Below are 15352 nucleotides of genomic sequence, written 5' to 3'. Positions count from 1 at the left end.
TCTGCGGTCTCAATATCTCAGCACCCGTCCCGCAGGGCTGACCACAAATTTCCGCACTGACGCAAAGCCGGGCGGGTTCAATTCCTCAAGCGCCTGATAAGGCCGTTGTGGCTGCACGATGCTACGCTCCATCCGCGTGGTGCCGGTTTCGGCTCCGCGTCCCGCAAACGGGTCGAGGGCAAAGACTTCCCGCTCGACGCTCGAAAACCAGCCCTGCCGTTCGGTCATCACGCGCTCTGACTGCAAATCTTCCTCGGTCCAAACCAACGCCCAATCCTGCCCCTGCGGCGCGCGCGCGGCTTCCAGCACGCGCGAAATCGGCCCCGTCTGCTTGGTAAAGGCCGACGAATACATCGGCCCCACATGAAACCGCCGCAGACGCTTGGGGTGCAGGTCGTCAAAATCCTCGTCAAACCCTTTGGCGATGGTCACCAGCTTCAGCCCGCCCAAGGCCTGTGCCATCAAGTGCGCCTGCACTTCGGGCCAGCGGCGCTGGTCTTTGGGTAATGCGGTGCGGCCCGTATCCTCGACCTCCATCATATAGATCACGGGCAGGTTCACCTGACTGTCATAGACGGCCCAGTGGATGCGGAAGGTGCGACGTTCCTCGCTCAGGTTACCAGTCCATACAATGCGTGGATCATTGCGCGCCCAGAACAGGTTTCCGCGCAGCAGTTCCTCGTAATAGTACCGCTGGGACAGCGCGAATTGCAGTTTCGTGGGCGGTTTGCGTTCGCTGATGATCACGTCGACCATCTGTTTCTTCAACTCGTTCGCCGATGGCATGCCCGCAAGGTGGCGCTCGGCCTGTTGGGCGTCGCTGGCCATGGTGATGATCTCGTCCGCAGCGGGAAAACCGCTTTCGACCGCATCAATGGCAAGGCTGCCAAAGAACCGCCCCGTATCGCGCCCCACCAGCAGGTATTTCTGGCTAAGAGCGCGGAAGGTAAAAGTCAGTTCAGTCAGATAGCGGGTGAGGATATTCACCTCATCGCGGTTCAGATCACCTTCGGCCTCCATCACGCCCGCCACACGGGCGAGATGTGAGGTGATCGTCTCGAACTTTTTGAAATAGCGGCGCGAGGCGAAAAGGTCCGTCAGGCCGATGGTTTCTGTCTTGCTCATGACGGGCAATCAACCACGCGCACAGGCGCGCAACATGCCGCCGGACGCAGTCGGCTGTGGCGGGCAGAGCGTCATCGCTCAGCCCCCATACGCGTTGCTGTCGTGCTTCTCGACGATCTTGGCAAACCGGCGGGCAAAGCGTTCGTCCGCCTTGGCCTTCTGTTCCAGTACGTCGCGGGCGAACACCATATGGTCCTCGTGCGCTTCGAGCATGTCGGCCATTTTCCTGTTCGTCGCGGCACCGATGCCGGCCATGGCGGTCTGCGCCTCTTGGTCTGTTTTCACACCGATTTCGTTGATGCGGTGGGCCACGTCCTGCTGCTGCGCCGTTTTCAACGATTTGGTCAGAGCATCATACAGCACCACGCGCTGCTTGGTGTCCGTCTGCAATTTGTTGATCAGCACCATTTGCGTCGCCGCCTGGTTCTGCAGCGAGTCGATCCAGGTTTTACCCTTTTCGATATAGCGTTCCAGCGTTTGCGACTTGGCCAGCTTCACCTGTTCGTCCTGTACCATCTGGTTGTACTGGCTGTTCAGTTCGGCCAGTTCGGTTTCCAATGCGGTCCGCTTGGCCGCATCGGTTTCCGACGCGATCTTGTTTTCAAGCGTGATGATCTTGGGGTCCATCGCCTGAATATCGCCCTGCAACGCAGCCAGTTCCTGAACGGTGAATTCGCGTTCATCCAGCGTTTCGGTCAGGTTGTTCTCGACCTTGACCTTCTGTTCCTCAAGCATCGCCAACTGCCCTTCGAGCAATTGCACAATCACGTCGGATTTCGAGATCAGATCCTGCAACTTGTCATCGATCGAGGCAGAGCGTACGCGTTCCTGCCGCATCGATTCCGCCTTGGCGCGCGAGAAGATCCCAATCAGGGTTTCCATGCCCGTCTTGTTGCGCATCTCGTCAAAGTCTTTGGAGAAGGCGGCCGTTACATCGTCCAGACCCATGATCAGTTCGGCGATGTTCGCATTCATGACGTCGGTATGGGCATGCACGTCCTCAAGAGAGGCATTTTCGATATCCAGCGCGATGTCATCGCCCGACTTCATCTTGGACCGCGCGATTTCAATCCGGCTGGTCAGTTCGGCAATCTTGCTTTGCGCTTCTGCGACCTGGGCCTGGGATTCTTTCACCTGACTTGCGAAGTCGGCCATCTAATTCTCCAATCTATCAACATCTTGATACGTATATAGGTAATGTAACGACGATTTACATCGGCGTGCAGTGGCGATTTATCAGATAGTTGCAAAAAGCCTGCGCCTTGAAAAGCCGTGTCGCACCTGAACGGAAAAGAGCGCCATAAAATATGGGCGTTCGGGCGGAGTAAGCCGCCCGCGCAGCACTTGGCGCGGGCGTGCCGATTTCTTTAAAGAGGCGTCGGCCGGATCAGCCGATCACGTTGTGTTCGGGGCCATAGGGGAAGCCGGTGATATTTTCGGCACCATCCTCGGTAATGACCAGAATGTCATGTTCACGGTATCCGCCAGCACCCGGTTGGCCGTCGGGAATGGTCAGCATCGGCTCCATCGAGATCACCATGCCGGGTTCAAGGATCGTGTCCACGTCCTCGCGCAGTTCCAGACCCGCCTCGCGCCCGTAATAGTGCGACAGAACGCCGAAGGAATGCCCGTAGCCAAAGCTGCGATATTGCAGAAGGTCGCGGTCCTGTAGGAACGCGTTCACACCCTCGGTCACCTGCGCGCAGGTCACTCCGGGTTTCAGCAGCGACATACCCAGTTCATGGGCGCCGACATTCGACTCCCACAGTTTCAGGCTGGCGTCATCCACCGACTGGGCGAACAAGGTGCGTTCAAGCGCTGTGTAATAGCCGGAGATCATCGGGAAAGTATTGAGCGACAGGATATCGCCCGCCTCAATCGCACGGGCGGTGACGGGGTTGTGCGCGCCGTCCGTGTTCAGGCCCGACTGGAACCAGACCCACGTGTCGCGATATTCTGCGTCGGGAAAGCGTTTGGCGATTTCCAGTTCCATCGCGTCACGCCCCGCCATGGCAACGTCGATTTCGCGTGCGCCGACTTTGATCGCGTCGCGGATCGCATAGCCGCCAACATCGGCCACTTGCGCACCGTGTCGGATCAGGGCGATTTCTGTCTCGGATTTGTACATGCGCTGGCGCATCGTTGTTTCGCTAAGGTCCACTGTGACGACGGGGTTCAGGAAATCTTCGAGCTTGCCTTGTTGTTGCAGGGTCAGGTGGTCGGCTTCTACCCCGATCACGGCACCTGTGCCGGTCACTTCGCGCACGGCGCGCCAGAAGTTATCCCGCTGCCAGTCTGTGTAGGTGATGTTGTCGCCATGGCTGCGCCGCCACGGCTGACCCGCATCGATGCCCGCGCTGATGGTCACACAGGCGTCTTCGGTCACGACACAGGCGTAAGGACGGCCAAAGGCGCAATACAGAAAGCCCGAATAATAGGCGACATTGTGCATCGAGGTGAGCACGGCAGCGCTTGCGCCTTGTGCTTCCATCCGGTCGCGTAGCTCGGCAAGGCGGGCGTCATATTCGGTGGCGTCGAACGGCAGCGGGGCTTTTTCGCCATTGTGCAGGCGGTAATGGTCGGGGCGAGTGGTCATCCTGACCCTCCTTTTCAGAAAGGTCCCGGCGTACAGGACGAAAGGCGTCTAGATGCGGGCGACGCCATCACCCACGGCCTGCTGCGATGTTGCCGATCACGGGGCTGTCGTCAAGCGGCGTGTCAGGTCGCTCTCTGGATCGCAAAGCGGGTCGATGACGTTGAAATGATGTTCGTCCTGCACGACCACATGTTTGCAGCTCCACGCCTGTGCCAGTTGTTCGGCTTGCTGTAGAAAGGCGGGACGTTCCGCGCCTCCGACCCAGACGGTCACGGGTGTGTCGGGTGCGGGCTGGTGTACGGGACTTTCGGCGCGGGCCATGTCACGGTCAAGGCCGAAGGCGTCGTTCATACTGGTGCGGAGCAATGGCTCAAGATCGGCAACAGGTGAAATCGGCACCACATGGCTGATGCGGTCGCGCACGGTTGCGGGCAGCATAGCGGGGGCAAGCATCCGCGCCGCCAGATGGCCGCCCGCAGAATGACCGGCAAGGCTGATCGGGCCTTGGGTTGTATTTGCGACGCTCATCACGGCCTGGGCGATCTGCTGTGTAATGCCTGCGATACGCAGATCAGGGCAGAGGTCATAGGATGGCATCGCCACCGTCCAGCCCCGCGCCACCGCGCCCGCCGCGAGATGCGACCAGAACGTTCGGTCGAACCGCAGCCAGTACCCCCCGTGGATGAAGATCAGCGTGCCCTTGGCAGTGCCTTCCGGGCTGAACATATCCAGCGCCATTCGTTCCGACGGCCCGTAGGGGATATCCAGACGTGCCCGCGGCCCTAGGCCGTCGCGGAAGGCCGCCGCCTGTGTCGTCCACCGGGCCGGATAGGCGTCTGCACCCTCAATATATGCCGCGTTTGCGTAGGCATCGTCCAATTCTGCCATTTTGGCCTCCGGTATTACTGGACAAGCCTAAGCCATGTTGAGAGACAGATACCAGACCTCGAAAGGATGCCCCGATGCTTGATCAGACGACTGACCTTAAATCCATGCTCAAAGACCCTTCGTTGCTGGAAACGCGTGCCTATGTGAACGGCGCGTGGATCGATGGCGATGACGGCACATTTGACGTCACCAACCCCGCCCGTGGCGATGTGATCGCGCAGGTCGCAGACCTAAGCCGTAAACAGGTGGGCGATGCCATTGCCGCCGCCGAAGCCGCGCAAAAGGAATGGGCCAAGTGGACCGGTAAGGAACGCGCCGCCGTGATGCGCAAATGGTTCGACCTGATGATGGAAAATCAAGACGATCTGGGTGCCATCTTGACCGCCGAACAGGGCAAACCGCTGGCCGAGGCGAAGGGCGAAATCGCTTATGGCGCATCGTTCATCGAATTCTTCGGCGAACAGGCCAAGCGTATCTATGGCGAAACAATTCCGGGTCACCAGCGTGACAAGCGGATCACTGTGATGAAGCAGCCCATCGGCGTTGCCGCGTCGATCACCCCGTGGAACTTTCCCAATGCGATGATCACACGCAAGGCCGCGCCTGCGCTGGCGGCGGGCTGTGCCTTTGTCGCGCGTCCGGCCGCGGAAACGCCCCTGTCGGCCATCGTCATGGGTGTGCTGGCGGAACGCGCCGGCATTCCTGCGGGCGTGTTCAACGTGGTGCCTTCGTCGTCGTCCTCGGCTGTGGGCAAGGAGTTCTGCGAGAACCCCGCTGTGCGCAAGCTGACCTTTACAGGCAGCACCGAAGTCGGGCGCATCCTAATGAAACAGGCCGCCGATCAGGTGATGAAGTGCAGCATGGAACTGGGCGGCAACGCGCCGTTCATCGTGTTTGATGACGCTGATCTGGACGCCGCCGTCGAGGGTGCGATCCTGTGCAAATTCCGCAACAACGGCCAGACCTGCGTTTGCGCCAACCGCATCTATGTGCAGGCGGGCGTTTATGATGCCTTTGCTGAAAAACTGAAAAAGCGGGTCGCCGCTATGAAAGTCGGCGACGGGTTCGAAGACGGTGTGGAGCTTGGCCCGCTGATCAACGACGAAGCATCGGAAAAAGTGGTCGCTCATATCAAGGACGCCAAGGAAAAAGGCGGCACCGTGATCTTGGGCGATTCCAAGGACGACATGGAAGGCAACTTCTTTGCGCCCACCATCATCACCGGCGTGACGCAGGACATGGCCGTGGCGACCGAAGAAACCTTTGGCCCGCTCGCACCCTTGTTCAAGTTCGAGAACGAAGACGATGTGATCGCCATGGCCAATGACACGATCTTTGGTCTGGCGTCCTACTTCTATGCCAAAGACCTGAGTCGCGTGTACAAAGTGGCCGAGGCGCTGGAATACGGCATCGTCGGCGTGAACACCGGCCTGATCTCGACCGAGGTCGCGCCCTTTGGCGGCGTCAAGCAATCCGGTCTTGGCCGCGAAGGATCCCACCACGGGATCGAGGATTATCTTGAAATGAAATATGTCTGCATGAGCGTTTAAGCATCATGCAAAGGGCGGGCCAAAAGCCCGCCCTTTTTAGTTACTCGGCAGCGCGACGGGGCAGCACCCAGTCGGGCCGTACAAAGTGGCAGGTATAGCCGTTGGGTATCCGCTCAAGATAATCCTGATGCTCCGGCTCCGCCTCCCAGAAATCTCCGACAGGCTCGACCTCGGTCACGACCTTGCCAGGCCATAGGCCCGAGGCTTCCACATCCGCGATTGTGTCCAGCGCGATGTCTTTCTGTTCTTCGTCAACATAGTAGATCGCCGACCGATAGCTCAGCCCGCGGTCATTGCCTTGCTGGTTCAGCGTGGTCGGGTCGTGGATCTGGAAGAAGAACTCCAGCAACTCGCGATAGGACGTGACGGCGGGGTCAAAGATAATCTCGATCCCTTCGGCATGGGTGCCGTGATTGCGGTAGGTAGCGTTCGGCACGTCTCCACCGGTGTATCCGACGCGGGTCGATTTGATGCCGGGTTTCTTGCGGATCAGGTCCTGCATTCCCCAGAAACATCCGCCTGCCAAAACTGCGCGTTGTTCGCTCATGCGACATCCTCCACTTGGTTCAAATATTCGCCGTAGCCTTCGGCTTCCATGTCATCGCGATGCACAAAGCGCAGAGAGGCCGAGTTGATGCAATAGCGCAAGCCGCCACGGTCGCGGGGACCATCGGGAAACACGTGGCCAAGGTGGCTGTCGCCGTGTTTGCTGCGCACTTCGGTGCGGATCATGCCGAGTGACGCATCGCGCAACTCCTCGACGTAAGCCGGTTCGATGGGCTTGGTGAAAGATGGCCAGCCGCAACCCGAGTCATATTTGTCAGACGATGCGAACAACGGCTCGCCCGAGACGATATCGACGTAAATTCCGGGTTCCTTGTTGTTCAGCAGCTTGCCGGTGCCGGGGCGTTCCGTGCCGCTTTGCTGGGTCACGTGGAACTCTTCGGCGGACAGGGTCGCGATCACGTCCGGATTTTTGGTATATTCGGCCATTGGGTACCTTTCCTATGATCCCTCACATCTGCCCTATATTTGGGGCGCAGTGCCCTAATTGAAAGAGGGTGACGCAAAGCTGTGATGCCCTACCTTAAGGAAACGGATTTGTTACGGGACGCAAGGATGCACCGTTTGATCGCCGCAATAGTGGCCATTTTCTTGGGCGGCTTTGCCTTTGCGGGACTGCCGAATGTGACGCTGCCATCTATTGACGGGGGCACGTTGGAGTTTGCGGATTGGGATGGGCGGCCCGTTTTGGTGGTAAACACTGCGTCGCAATGCGCTTACACCCGCCAGTACACCGAATTACAGAGCCTGTACGATACCTACCGTGATCGCGGCTTGGTCGTGTTGGCCGTGCCGTCGGATGACTTCAATCAGGAACTTGACAGCGCCGAAGAGGTCGCCGCCTTTTGCGAGATGACCTATGGGATTGATATGCCGATGGCGGATATCACCAAGGTGCGGGGCTGGAATGCGCATCCGCTTTATCGTGTCATCAAAGAGCAAACGGGGTTCGAGCCGCGTTGGAACTTCAACAAGGTACTGTTCGCGCCGGACGGCACGGTCGCTGGTACATGGGGATCACGCGTGGCGCCGATGGACAGGGCAATTGTCGATGCTGTCGAAAGCGCCCTAGGGCGGCGCGACTAGACCACGGTGAGCCGTGTACGAGCACGTATAGTGGGTTTTGGCGGTATGTGGGCCGAATCACTTGCCCTGGTTGGCGGGATGAATTCATCGGCTTAACCAACTTGTTTTAGTGAATTCGTGTCACCCGCTCGGGCGCGACGACCCTGTGCGCGATCCGTCATTCAATCGCTTTTCGATAAGGACGGACGACACCAGTGCCGACATAGGCGCGCGTGACGTGTAAAATCTTATGCGTCACAAAGAAAAGGGGCCCGCGCAGGATGCGCAGGCCCCAGTTCTGTCTGTAATCCGGAAAAACCGGATTAAAATCAGTTTGTTGAGTTGCTGGAACCCGCGCCGATGAACAGCAGCGTGGTCAGGCCAACGATTGTGGCTGTCGCGCCAAGGCTCAGGCTCAGGGCGCCGCCGGCTTGGCCGTCAACTTTTTCGGCACCTGCGCCACCGGAAACGGTTGTGTTCAGCGGCACGTCTTTTGCAACGGCTGCAGTGGATGTCGCTGCCACGAGAGCGGCTGCTGCGATGAGCTTCAGTGTCTTGGTCATAACGATGACTCCCTTTAGATTACTGGTTACAAGCTAGGTCAGATTGCGCATCAGTACAATCTGGATTGATGTGTTGGCAACTATTCGCATCCAATAGCGGATCAGTGCGGCAGAAAGGTTACTTCTTGAGCAGGCGCGTCTGCACATAACCGACGCCCGGACCGGCCCATTGGCGCGATTTCAGGACCGTTCCGTCGCGCGTATCCACCCAATAATCGTAGGTTACAGGTGCTGACGCGCCAGAGCAGTTTTCCTGCAAGTGCACGGTCTTCGTTGTGCGCTGGACAATCTCGATGGCCTCGACCCCGAGATTGCGCATGTCACAGGACAGCGGGATCTGGGTGATGCCGTTGTCGCCGTTCTTGACGTACAGGGCGTGTGGACCGGACACCGCGCTGCGCGTACGCACCGACTGTACGGCACTGCCCGCATCGGTCGAACCGAGATCGTTGCCAAGGCCGCGCGTTGTCACCAGTACGCCCGAGCGCATGGTCAGTTGGACATCGTCCGCCGTGCGCCATGTGCGCAGGCCGCCGCTCCGGTCCGAATAGGGTATTAGAAAGGCGGTTTGGCCGGTGCGTTCCAGCTGCACCTCAAGGGTGGATACCGTCAGGCCGTCGATGACCGCAGTGGTCAGTGCAGGGACGGCTGGTGTCGCCTCGGGCCGCGTGCGCAGGACGTCCACATAGGTGCCGAACTGTGCCGCTTGGGTGTTCGGCAAATCGGTCCCGCCCGAGCAACCGGCCAGAAACAGGCCGGCAACCGCAGCGACCAGATTGATTGCGCGCATCATTCCCATACCCTTCCCCAATCAGCACTCAGGTCAGACAGGTGACCATCGCGCACTTGTTCGTACAGACGATCCGACACATTCAGACGGGCACCGCCGTCACGCTGGATCGGACGAATGGTTGTCGACAGGGATTGCCGCGTCGGACGACCGGTGAACCAGCTGACCGGAATGGTCACTGTGATGCCCTTGTCGAACGATCCTTCGCCAAAATCTGCAGTGGATACATCGGTCAGGGTAAAGAACCCGCCAACCCGCCAGCCATTGGCAAACTCGCGTTCAAGAGAGACTGTTGCCCCCAAATCGCCTGCCAAATAGCGGCCTACATCCAGTTGGCCGTAATAGCCCTTGCCAAAGTTGTAATAAGCCGAGACGTGACCGGTCGCGACTTCGTAGTTCTGGAAGCCGAAGCGCTGGTCGAAATCACGTTGCTTGACATAGTTCGCTTCGATTCCGAGGCCGAGGCGGCTATTAACGGGTTTCCACAACAGCTCTGCCGACACACCGCCATACATCTGCTCAAGGTAACCAACACTGATGCGAGCATAGGTGTTTTTGCCGGGCTTCCACTGTTTGGACACGAACAGGTTTTCGAGTGTGGTATCGGCTGCACGCGCATAAAGGACACCATCGGTGCGCACGCGCTGGATGGCCGAGTTGGACAGGCGCGGGCTGCTTGCCACGTTGCCCGCAAGGCGGTGGCGGATTTCACCGGAAAGCAACCAGCCTGGACCGAAGCGGTACCGCGCCTCGGCGGATATTCCGAAATCGACCCGCACAGGATCGTCCGGGTCGAAGAAGCTTGGGCGGATGTAAGGGCCGATAGCCCAGCTGAAACGTGGATAAAGATCCTCGGTCACGGCTGTTACGCCGGTTGCGCGGGGTGCTGCGCTGTCGATTACCGCGTTGGAAAGAAGGGCCTGACTTGCATTCGGCTGGAACTCGAGCGTCTCAAGGTCGCGGCGCGACAGGGTCACCTTGGACATCGCGAGGCCGTTGTTCACCAGCACGATGTCGAACATATTTACCGAAGGCGGCAAGATCCTTGCCATAGCACGGGCAGTCCTGCCGACAACGATCGCCTGATTGTCGTAGCGGATACTGGAAACGCGGGCCTCGGCGCGCGTGGCCGAGACGGACACGCTTTCCAACCGGATGCCGTCATCGGTCAGCTCTGGCGCGATGGCGTCACGAATGACGATGGGCGCAGATGAGGATGTGGTCCAACTGGTGTCATAGGCCGCAGGGTTCACATTGCGGTCTGGCCGCACGATGACCGGACGCGGTCCGGCAATTGAAAACGGTGCGGCGGGTTTTTTCGGGTTGAACTGGATTTGCGCGTTGATCCCGATCTCGGACCCATAAAGCCAGTAACCGCCGACACGCAGGTTGTTGAAGACTTGGTATTCAACGCCAAAGTTGAGGCGCGATTTCTTGGTGAACAGGCCGCGTGTGGTTTCTGCCGCATAGGCATCGGTCGAGTATTCGACCTTGAAGCCAAGCCGGTCATTTGCCTGCCACTCGATCCCGCCGAAGGGCGAGACGGGGCCTCGGAACCATGTGTCTGTGGCCGGTTCGCCGCCAAACGCGCCACCAGCCCGCGCGGGTCTGGTTGATCCGAACGGCGCGCCTATGTCGCCTGTGCTGCCAAAGCGCCCCCAGCCAAGGCCTGCTGTGACCTTGAATTTTCCGGGCAGGTTGAAGGGGTGTTCAAAATTCTTGGTCGCGACCAAATATTCAGCGGCATTGATGCTGGTGCCTGCAAAGTCTTGCAAGCCAACCGACACTGCCGGCACATAGCGACCTTCCTTAAGCAGCAGATACCGCACATCAAAGTTACGATCCCGCAGGGTCGAGCCATCAGGGTTAAAACCTTGCAACCCGTTATAGCGGAAGCTGGCAGAGATGCGGGGCGAGAACTGGAATGTCAGGTTTGTTCTGGTTTGACCGCCAAAGGTCGATACGCCGATGGCGACTTGACCACTAGGCAGCGCTTCGCCGCTTGGCATGTCGATCAGGCCCGGAACGCCATAAAAGTTAAGCGAAGGAGAGGAGGTCACCACGGCCGGTTTGCCGGTGTTACGGCCCTGCGCGGTAGCAATGGTCGCCGCCGTGCTGATCGCCCCAATGGTAATTCCGGCCAATACAAAGGCGTGAAGGGTCTTTGCCATGCTCTTTAACTGCCCGAAAATTGTGAACGACATTTGCGATGCCTTTTAGAACACGAGGGGCATTCCCAGATCAACGGCAAGAATCTGCTTCTGGGGTAACACGCGAAAAAACGCGTCTTTCAAGATACAGACATCGCTTTTTGTCGGCAAAGAGCTCGGTTCTGGCGTCAGAAGTAACTGCGCACAAGGCTGCCTGCGATCAGGCTCCAGCCGTCGGCGACCACAAAAAAGGCCAGCTTGAACGGAAGCGACACAATGGCGGGCGGCACCATCATCATCCCCATGCTCATCAACACAGCAGCGGCGACGAGGTCGATGATCAGGAAGGGAAGGAAGACAAGGAAGCCGATCTGGAAAGCGCGCGAAATCTCGGACAGCAAAAAGCTGGGGATCAGCACAGACAGCGGGGCGTCCGGTGTCAGGACGATGTTCTGGGTGTCGGGGCGCAAATCTGCCATCGCGGTAAATGTGTCTGCATCCAGCCGCGCGGCCATAAAGTCCCGAAAGGGGGCCAGTGTGCGCTCGAACGCGATTTCTGGATCAATCAATTCGTTCGTAAGCGGTTCCAACCCCTCGTCCCACGCGCGGGTGAAGACCGGTTCCATTACGAAATAAGTTAGAAATAGTGCCAGACTGACGATCAGCATATTCGGCGGAGACTGCTGAAGTCCGATAGCCTGACGCAAAATCGATAGTACTGTCACCAGAAACGGAAAACAGGTGAGCATGATTGCAAGACCGGGCGCGAGGCTCAGCACAGAGATCAGCGCGAACAGTTGAATCGTACGCGCACTTAACGACGTGTCATCCCCGAGAGAGAAGGACAGATCCTGTGCCAGCGCGGGCAAGGGCGACAGCACCACAATCAACAGAACGAGCGATAGGAGCCGCATATAGTCAGGCGCCCGGCGAGAGATCGAAAATTTCGGTCAGTCGTACAAGAAGTTGCCCGTCCTCGTCGTCATCGGCCTCTTCAAGAATGCCGCGCGCAATCAATTTGTCGCCGACAAACAGGTCAACGGGGTCATCCACCCGCTTGTCCAATGTCAGCACCGCGTTTGTTCCCAACATGACCAAATCGCGAACCAACGGGCGGGCACGACCAACCGAGACAGTGATTTCTATGGGTACAGCCGTGAAAGGGTTGTGGGTGTCAGACGCAAGCGTCTGCGTGTCAGGCAGGTCCGCCATCGGTCACCTCCGGTTTCTGGGTTTCAAAATAAGTGGTTATGGCCGCCGTGATTTCCGCCATCATCTTGTCGAGGTTCAGCTCGGTCTCGGCATCGCCGAGTTGCAGCAATGCCTGGTTGGCCGTCAGGGCCGGACTTGTGACCAGCTTGAACGGATCCTGTAGGTCGGAGGACAGAATTGATCGCACGGCGTCTTCGCTTTCGGGCGCAACGACGATCTCGATCGGTTTATCCAGCGCCTCGCGCACTACGCTTGCCACGAAATCGCGGATATGCGCGCCCAGACTAGCCTGCGCGGCTGTGGGCAAGATCTTCTCCACAACGTCCGACATGATGCTTTGCACCGCGGCATTCATCGTCGCCCGCAGCTCGTGGTATTCGAATGAGGCGGATTGCAGGCTGGAGGCCAGTTCGGTGGATACGTGGGTCAGGGATTCCGATTGAGCGCCATCAGCGTCTTCCCACCCTGCCTTGTAGCCGCTTTCAAAGGCCTGAAGCTTCAGTTCCTCGATTTCGTCAACTGTGAGGGACTGTTTGCCGACCTTTGTGGTCTTCAACGTCCCGAAGTCTTGGAAAAGGTGCGATGAAGACATCACGCACGCTCCTCTGATTCTTCGAGCCATGAACGCAGGATCTCTACCGTCTCTTCCTGTTTGTCGCCGATCATGTGGCGCAAACGGTCCACAGGGTCCCCCGATCCTGCCATCGAACCGGCCCCGCTGGCCGGAAAGTTGAGCACCGGAAGATCGGGCAAGTCGTCACTGCCGCCGTTCAGCTGAATGTCGGGAAAGTCATCGATCGTGTCACTTACCTCGCCGGTCAGGGCGCTGGATGACGTGTCAGAGGAGTTGTCCGCAGCGATTGCCGCAGGTGGTGCAGTTAGCGCAGGCGTTACGGCAGGGCGCGATAGGACAGGGCGGACGACAAACAACCCAAGAACGAGCGCAACAATGGCCAGGATTGCCATCTGGATCGCAGACATAACGTCCAACTCGAACAGATCGAGTAGCGATGTTTCCGCTTGGGTTCCCGCCGGTTCGACCTTTTGGAGGGCCATTGATTTGATGGTGATGATGTCGCCGCGACTTTCGTCATAGCCCACCGCCGATTGCACCAATTCGCGCAACGCCTCGATTTCTTCTTCGGAGCGTTCGGCGGGCGTAGCCTGATCGTCTGCATCAGGTGGCAGGGCGTGGTTCACAAGCACAGCGACAGTGATTCGCTTCACCGCTCCGGCGGCGCGGGTTACTGCGCGTTCGGTTTCGGACACCTCATAATTAATCCGTTCTCGGGTCTCTGTATCTTCGGAGGACGTGCTATCGCCGCCAGCGCCGTCGCCATCGGGCAGATTTGACGCGACGGTTACGTCACCGTTGCCAGCCTCGTTCGAGTTGCTTGTGCGTTCTTCGGTATCGGTGCTGATCGCGACGCGACCTTCGGGATCAAAGCGGCGTTCGCGAATCTCTTCAGTCTCGTTCACCGTATCGACACTCACCTCGACGATGGCATTCCCGTAACCGACACGCGCTTCAAGGAGGCGTTCAACACGCTGGCGCAGCACTTGCGCTTTGTCGTCCGATCCTGCCGCCGGTGCGGCATCGTCCGCGGCACCAATCAACGCGCCATTTGCGTCGATCACGGCAACATCTTCAGCAGAAAGCCCTGCGACAGCAGAGGCGACGAGGTAGCGGATCGCCTTGGCTTGTTGCGCCGTCAGTCCAGCGCCATTCGGGGAGACAGAAACGGACGCCGTTGGGGTCACCCCCCGCTGGAACGGGTTGGATCCTGTTGTCGCAATGTGGACACGCGCCATGGTGATATGTGGGCTGGTCACAATTGTGCGCGCCAACTCCCCTTCTTTCGCGCGCCAATATGCAGCGTCGAACATCTGTGATGTCGTGCCAAAACCGGACAGGTTATCAAGCAGCTCATAGCCGCTGTTGCTGTTCGCAGGCAGCCCTTCGCTCGCGAGGGTCATGCGCAGTTCGTCCCGATTCTGTCCGTCGACAAAAATCGAACCGCCGCGCACTTCGTAGACAACGCCACGCTGTTCAAGCGCGCGAACAACATCGCCTGCAGCGCCGTTTTCCAGCCCTGCGTAAAGGAGTGTCATGGAGGGGGCTGTGGCGATTCGCGACATTGCGAGCACCGATAGAAAAACCGCGACGGTTGCCGCCACGACAGTGATTTGTCGCCGGATATCCAAGCCCATCCAGACATTCAGTAATTGCTGCACAATCGCCTCCGTCCTGTCGCGCGTTCTGCCCGACGTTGTGCAACCAATGACTGAACTGCCTTAACAATCGGTTAGTTGATCTGTGGCATGAGTGATTTCGAACCAAGAAATGGGACGATTATGACTGATGCGGTTGCACAAGCCCCCGAAGAGGCGGGGAAAAATTCAAAGTTGCCTTTGATCCTTGGCGTTGTTGCCGCTTTGGCGGGTGGCGCGGGGGGCTTCTATGCGACGTTTTCCGGGATGATATTGGCGGTCGCCCCACCCGATTCTGTAAAGAGTGAGGCCGCGGCACCTGGTGCGATGCCCGACGTGTCATTCGTGCCTTTGGATCAAATGACCGTTTCGCTCAGCCCCCTCTCGCAAGGCAGGCACCTGATATTCAGGGCGCAGTTGGAAGTGCCTTCGAAATATGAGGGCGAGGTGCAAAAGCTGCTGCCCAGAGTTGTGGACGTGTTGAACGGCTATCTCCGCGCAGTGCGACCAACGGATTTCGAACAACCCGCCGCCCTGACGCGGCTGCGGTCGCAAATGCTAAGGCGCGTGCAAATTGTCGTCGGTCCGGGGCGTATCAATGACCTGCTGGTCATGGAATTTGTGCTGAATTGAGGAAT

The 15352-nt window shown here is 58.6% G+C and carries 16 protein-coding genes; 3 read left to right on the top strand and 13 right to left on the bottom strand.

What is annotated here, in order from left to right; all coding sequences use genetic code 11:
* Window positions 1-9 precede the first annotated feature (9 nt).
* The 4 genes from AC6GQJ_RS10470 to AC6GQJ_RS10455 all read right to left on the bottom strand — a co-directional run bounded on the left by AC6GQJ_RS10470 (window position 10) and on the right by AC6GQJ_RS10455 (window position 4609).
* Window positions 10-1125 carry a hypothetical protein gene (locus AC6GQJ_RS10470; protein WP_500767935.1) on the bottom strand — a complete coding sequence of 372 codons (1116 nt, stop codon included), beginning with the start codon at window positions 1123-1125 and terminating at the stop codon, window positions 10-12.
* 78 nt (window positions 1126-1203) lie between these two features.
* Complete coding sequence (locus AC6GQJ_RS10465) at window positions 1204-2280, bottom strand: hypothetical protein (protein WP_500767933.1); 1077 nt, start codon at window positions 2278-2280, stop codon at window positions 1204-1206.
* 232 nt (window positions 2281-2512) lie between these two features.
* On the bottom strand, window positions 2513-3721 hold the full coding sequence (locus tag AC6GQJ_RS10460) for an aminopeptidase P family protein (protein ID WP_500767931.1): 1209 nt from the start codon (window positions 3719-3721) through the stop codon (window positions 2513-2515).
* Between the two features lie 96 nt (window positions 3722-3817).
* Entirely contained in the window at window positions 3818-4609 is a 792-nt protein-coding gene (locus tag AC6GQJ_RS10455; protein WP_500767929.1) for a hormone-sensitive lipase, read from the bottom strand.
* A gap of 74 nt (window positions 4610-4683) precedes the next feature.
* Between AC6GQJ_RS10455 and AC6GQJ_RS10450 the strand changes: the two genes are divergently transcribed.
* Window positions 4684-6159 carry an NAD-dependent succinate-semialdehyde dehydrogenase gene (locus tag AC6GQJ_RS10450; protein ID WP_500767927.1) on the top strand — a complete coding sequence of 492 codons (1476 nt, stop codon included), beginning with the start codon at window positions 4684-4686 and terminating at the stop codon, window positions 6157-6159.
* A gap of 40 nt (window positions 6160-6199) precedes the next feature.
* On the opposite strand, the gene msrA is transcribed toward AC6GQJ_RS10450, so the two are convergent.
* Window positions 6200-6706 (bottom strand): peptide-methionine (S)-S-oxide reductase MsrA, encoded by a 507-nt coding sequence (gene msrA / locus AC6GQJ_RS10445; protein ID WP_500767925.1) that lies wholly within the window; start codon window positions 6704-6706, stop codon window positions 6200-6202.
* A complete protein-coding gene (gene msrB / locus AC6GQJ_RS10440) occupies window positions 6703-7152 on the bottom strand; it encodes a peptide-methionine (R)-S-oxide reductase MsrB (RefSeq protein ID WP_500767923.1) in 450 nt (149 codons plus the stop codon). The genes msrA and msrB overlap by 4 nt, the downstream gene beginning before the upstream one ends.
* Window positions 7153-7278: 126 nt before the next feature.
* On the opposite strand from msrB, the gene AC6GQJ_RS10435 reads away from it, so the two are divergent.
* Complete coding sequence (locus AC6GQJ_RS10435; protein ID WP_500767921.1) at window positions 7279-7809, top strand: glutathione peroxidase; 531 nt, start codon at window positions 7279-7281, stop codon at window positions 7807-7809.
* Window positions 7810-8117: 308 nt separating this feature from the next.
* On the opposite strand, the gene AC6GQJ_RS10430 is transcribed toward AC6GQJ_RS10435, so the two are convergent.
* The 7 genes from AC6GQJ_RS10430 to fliF all read right to left on the bottom strand — a co-directional run bounded on the left by AC6GQJ_RS10430 (window position 8118) and on the right by fliF (window position 14738).
* The gene (locus AC6GQJ_RS10430) at window positions 8118-8351 is read right to left on the bottom strand and encodes a hypothetical protein (RefSeq protein ID WP_500767919.1); all 234 of its coding nucleotides are present in this window, start codon (window positions 8349-8351) and stop codon (window positions 8118-8120) included.
* A 118-nt stretch (window positions 8352-8469) separates the two neighbouring features.
* On the bottom strand, window positions 8470-9144 hold the full coding sequence (locus AC6GQJ_RS10425; RefSeq protein WP_500767917.1) for a YjbF family lipoprotein: 675 nt from the start codon (window positions 9142-9144) through the stop codon (window positions 8470-8472).
* The gene (locus AC6GQJ_RS10420; RefSeq protein WP_500767915.1) at window positions 9141-11312 is read right to left on the bottom strand and encodes a YjbH domain-containing protein; all 2172 of its coding nucleotides are present in this window, start codon (window positions 11310-11312) and stop codon (window positions 9141-9143) included. The genes AC6GQJ_RS10425 and AC6GQJ_RS10420 overlap by 4 nt, the downstream gene beginning before the upstream one ends.
* A 167-nt stretch (window positions 11313-11479) precedes the next feature.
* Complete coding sequence (gene fliP / locus AC6GQJ_RS10415) at window positions 11480-12205, bottom strand: flagellar type III secretion system pore protein FliP (protein ID WP_500767913.1); 726 nt, start codon at window positions 12203-12205, stop codon at window positions 11480-11482.
* Window positions 12206-12209: 4 nt separating this feature from the next.
* Complete coding sequence (locus AC6GQJ_RS10410) at window positions 12210-12503, bottom strand: FliM/FliN family flagellar motor switch protein (protein ID WP_500767911.1); 294 nt, start codon at window positions 12501-12503, stop codon at window positions 12210-12212.
* A complete protein-coding gene (locus AC6GQJ_RS10405) occupies window positions 12487-13095 on the bottom strand; it encodes a FliH/SctL family protein (protein WP_500767909.1) in 609 nt (202 codons plus the stop codon). The genes AC6GQJ_RS10410 and AC6GQJ_RS10405 overlap by 17 nt, the downstream gene beginning before the upstream one ends.
* A complete protein-coding gene (fliF, locus tag AC6GQJ_RS10400) occupies window positions 13095-14738 on the bottom strand; it encodes a flagellar basal-body MS-ring/collar protein FliF (protein WP_500767907.1) in 1644 nt (547 codons plus the stop codon). The genes AC6GQJ_RS10405 and fliF overlap by 1 nt, the downstream gene beginning before the upstream one ends.
* Before the next feature lie 120 nt (window positions 14739-14858).
* On the opposite strand from fliF, the gene AC6GQJ_RS10395 reads away from it, so the two are divergent.
* The gene (locus AC6GQJ_RS10395; protein ID WP_500767905.1) at window positions 14859-15347 is read left to right on the top strand and encodes a flagellar basal body-associated FliL family protein; all 489 of its coding nucleotides are present in this window, start codon (window positions 14859-14861) and stop codon (window positions 15345-15347) included.
* Window positions 15348-15352: the final 5 nt, after the last annotated feature.

The sequence above is a fragment of the Tateyamaria sp. 7Alg 36 genome, assembly GCF_059882455.1.
The sequence above is the reverse complement of the archived record's forward strand: the minus strand, read 5'-3'. Positions and strand labels throughout refer to the sequence as shown.